The organism is Absiella sp. AM09-50 (assembly GCF_003433845.1).
GTDB lineage: Bacteria > Bacillota_I > Bacilli_A > Erysipelotrichales > Erysipelotrichaceae > Hoskinsella > Hoskinsella hominis.
In genome coordinates, this window is the sequence record NZ_QVFI01000027.1 from 1 (window position 1) to 3,647 (window position 3,647).

Sequence of the window (3,647 nt, forward strand, 5' to 3'; positions counted from 1 at the left end):
TCTTTACCACCACCTGCATATAAGACATCTCGCATATTGCCATTCTTGTCATAGTAGATATCTGTACTGCCTTCTTCTGTGAAGATGCTTGTCAGTTGGTTATACTTGTTGTAGTGGTATCGTTTGAATTTACCATTGGATGATATCTCTACTTTATTGCCGTTTAAGTCATAGGCATAGGTCGTCGTTACTTCTTTTCCTTTGATGTACTTGATAGATTTTGTTAGTTCATCCATCGCATCATACGTGTAGCTGTTCTTCTTGCCATTGCCATCGTATTCGTATCTTACGATGCGATCGAGCGCATTTTGTACCTTCTTGATATTACCGACACCATCGTAGTCATATCTTGTCGTATGGTCGTTTTCATCGGTTTCACTGGTAACTTCTCCATATGGTGTATAGGTCATCTTCTTACTCTTGCCATAGGCATCTGTTGTCTTGATCAGATTGCCTGTTTCATCATATGTATGGGTATAGATGGTACTGTATTCACCTTTATCGTTTGGATAGGATTCTTCTAAGACACGATTCATGGCATCATAGCTATAATGTACACGAAGTCCGTTTTCCATCTTTTCTAATACGTTGCCTAATGCATCATATTGATTTGTAGAGATGACTTTGCCATTCTGTGTCTGTTTGATCATACGGCCTAAGATATCATATGTATAGGTCGTTACCTTATCAGTATTTTCTACTTTTTTGATCAACTGGTTTTGATCATCATAACTGTTTTCTGTGATATATCCTTCGTTGTCCGTCTTGATGACATTGCCATAGTTGTCATATGTGTATTTTTTTACCTCTTTTTGATTATAGGTTGCTGCATTATGTTGCTTATTCTATTTTACTAAATATGCAATTTCATAAAATTCATAAAGAATTTCTTCTTCATTATGCCCTTCTTTAAATAAAGAAGCAGTCTTTTGAAGTTCACAGTTTTTTGCATCAGTAACAGCATCTCCATATAGATTGGATGTACCGTAATTTCCAATATTAAAAGCTATAACTATTTTCATAATTATAGCTTAAAGTTTTATAAAAAGTATATATGATTAAATTAATTAAATGATACCTTAAATCAACTTGGAATTCATTTTTTATATACCTTATTAATTAGCTTTCTTTTTGTTTTCTTAAATCAAAGCCAATCCATTGATTTTCTTCTATAATCTGTTTTATTTTTTCTGATACAAAAATTGGTATCACGAATCTTTTGCATCTAAATATATCATATTGATTGCATACATCTTTTTTTAAATATGTTGCATGAGGTAAGAAACTGTATGAATCATATTCTTCATTATATTTGTACTCACTTTTATCCATATCATATCCATCTATAAAGTTATTTATATACATTAAATAATAATTCTGATTTACTTTACCACTTGTTATATCTATTAATTTAACAGGGTAATATGTAATTCCTTCTATATTTTTTAATTCAAATACTGTTTTTACTCTTTCATGTATTATTGGCCATGAAATAACATTGTACAAATAATCGATTTCTTTATCAGATACTTTTGAATCGTAGTATAAATTAACATTAGGCCAATCCTTTATTATATTTTCGGAAAATATAATGGTATCAAAAAATTCCTTTTTTATTCCTGGATATTCAATATCTCTAGTATTTGTATGATCTATGAAAATTGTCCGTGTTCCCTTATTGATTCTATTTTCTTCGCTATCTGCATCAAATAACAGTTTATATATCATGAAAATTCCTCCTCGACATTATTATTTTTACTTGTTTACTTTAAAGGCTGTTAAGAACCTTTAAGATTAACGCATCTTAAATCTTTGATTTTAATTGATGATAATATTTCTATATATATCTATACTTTACATGTATACTAAAATTTCCAAATAGTATTTAACATTCTCTACTTTAATATATTTTACTAATTAGTAAACACAACCATAATTACTTATAACTTTAATTACTTTTTGGTAAATATCTTAACTTCCTGATTTTAATTTTTTCCAATAAGCTGAATAGAGCATTTCTTCTTTATTTCTAATAACATCTTTAACTCTTGATTCAAATTCCTTTTTAAATATTTCTGAATTTCCTTGAGCTATTAAATTAATATCTTTCATTTGTTGCAATACAAAATCATGATAATCATTTGGATGTCTTCCTTGATGATGTAATGGTTCTTTATTCCACTCTCCATCTAAATCTAGATCTTCATAATTTTGAAGTATTAGTTCGAATTGTGGAGTATATACTTTACTTTTATTACTAGCAAAATGATGTATTTGTACAGGTTTAGTAGGGTGTGCATCTTGAAAATTTCTGATAACATTACTTTAAGCGAGTCAATATCTTTAGTTTTACCATAAATTTCAATTATTTCATCAAAAAATCCATTTGGTATCCCTGCATAACTATAACCACTTGTAAGTGAGTTTAATTTTTGTTCCAGACTTTGCTTAATAGAGTTGAATTGGGATTTCATGCTTTCTGACATATTTATCCTGCTTAGAGCATAGACATATACATATTCGCCAATGACTGTCCCGATATATTCCTGAGGATCACTAACACCTTTGTTTTCCAAAAACTTTTCCACATCGAAATCACTTTTTGCTGCATCATACACTTCACCAGAGCCTACAAATATACCACTAGTAATTGCATTACTTAATCCTCCCGTCATACAACTGAGTAATAAAGTTGCAAAAACTTGTGTCAATGAACGTTGTGATGTTAGTGTACTGATTGCTTCTGACAACATATCATTGAAAAATTTGCCCGGATCAATAATTAGCGTTATCAATTTTGACATTGATTCTTCTATTTTGCTATTTATAGTTTTTCTAATGCCTTTTGTGATTCCATCAGCTATTTCATTATTTATAGACAGTGTAACCCCTAACATAATATAACTTATTTTTACAAAATCACAAATTGGCTCTGGTACATATGTGACTCTTGTTGTACTCGCTGTCTTTGCTTTTGGATTTCTTTGGTCTTGTGTTTGTGGTGCTTTATATGACGTCGATGGCTTTTGATGTGCCGCATCATAATCAGCTTTTGTCGCATACACACCCTTTGGCTTTCCTCCATAGTTATCCCATGAATCACTGCCATTCCATAGATTGTAGCGATCTTGTGATGTCATCTGGGTTGTTGCTTTCTTTTGAGTCGATCTTCCACCGCCAGTAAAACCGCCTGAACGGTGTCCTCCGCTTTTCTTAGAACTTCCTCCATCATTCATCAGTCTGGCTGCTCGACCATTCTTATCGATGTATTTATTTGGATTGTTTAATGCGTAAGCATAGCGGTTCTGGCTTTCGATATTGCCTGCATCACCTCGGTTTTCATCTAGCTGGATGAATTGTCCTATTACTGGATTATAATATCTTGCACGAAGATAGATCAGTCCTGTTTCATCCTGTTCTTCTCCATTATAACCGAATCCACTCTTGATGTCATCGCTATATCCATAATCTGTGTATTCGATTGTTTTATATTTGTAGCGGATATCTCCTCATGCATTTTCTGTTGTTGCTAAGCCATACACAGAGTTGTTGTTTCCATTGACATAGTTGACTGTTTTATTGATACCATCACTTGTTTTGGAATCTGTAGATAATCGTTCATCTTGTCCATAGATATTGATCTCACC

General features: G+C 31.8%; 5 protein-coding genes and 2 pseudogenes. All 7 read right to left on the bottom strand.

Features of this window, described 5'->3' with window-relative positions:
- On the bottom strand, positions 1 to 713 hold a 713-nt coding region (locus tag DW114_RS17180; RefSeq protein WP_147323139.1), incomplete at its 3' end, for an RHS repeat protein.
- Between the two features lie 132 nt (positions 714 to 845).
- Positions 846 to 1,022, bottom strand: coding sequence for a hypothetical protein (locus DW114_RS21350; RefSeq protein WP_158552329.1), 177 nt, complete (start codon positions 1,020 to 1,022; stop codon positions 846 to 848).
- Positions 1,023 to 1,119: 97 nt separating this feature from the next.
- Positions 1,120 to 1,728, bottom strand: a complete 609-nt coding sequence (locus DW114_RS17185; RefSeq protein ID WP_117454936.1) for an imm11 family protein — start codon at positions 1,726 to 1,728, stop codon at positions 1,120 to 1,122.
- 243 nt (positions 1,729 to 1,971) lie between these two features.
- Positions 1,972 to 2,112, bottom strand: coding sequence for a hypothetical protein (locus DW114_RS21790; RefSeq protein WP_233509609.1), 141 nt, complete (start codon positions 2,110 to 2,112; stop codon positions 1,972 to 1,974).
- A gap of 6 nt (positions 2,113 to 2,118) precedes the next feature.
- Positions 2,119 to 2,316: pseudogene (locus tag DW114_RS22235) on the bottom strand (AHH domain-containing protein); the annotation flags it as partial.
- Positions 2,220 to 3,236, bottom strand: a complete 1,017-nt coding sequence (locus DW114_RS17195; protein WP_233509610.1) for a hypothetical protein — start codon at positions 3,234 to 3,236, stop codon at positions 2,220 to 2,222. The pseudogene DW114_RS22235 and the gene DW114_RS17195, both read right to left, overlap by 97 nt.
- 27 nt (positions 3,237 to 3,263) lie before the next feature.
- A pseudogene (locus tag DW114_RS22240) lies at positions 3,264 to 3,503 on the bottom strand (RHS repeat-associated core domain-containing protein); the annotation flags it as partial.
- Positions 3,504 to 3,647 lie beyond the last annotated feature (144 nt).

Bases quoted from the DNA above. Each gene is read 5' to 3' on its own strand.
- DW114_RS21350 (WP_158552329.1), bottom strand. From the start codon at position 1,022: ATGAAAATAGTTATAGCTTTTAATATTGGAAATTACGGTACATCCAAT.
- DW114_RS17185 (WP_117454936.1), bottom strand. From the start codon at position 1,728: ATGATATATAAACTGTTATTTGATGCAGATAGCGAAGAAAATAGAATC.
- DW114_RS21790 (WP_233509609.1), bottom strand. From the start codon at position 2,112: ATGAAAGATATTAATTTAATAGCTCAAGGAAATTCAGAAATATTTAAA.
- DW114_RS17195 (WP_233509610.1), bottom strand. From the start codon at position 3,236: ATGAATGATGGAGGAAGTTCTAAGAAAAGCGGAGGACACCGTTCAGGC.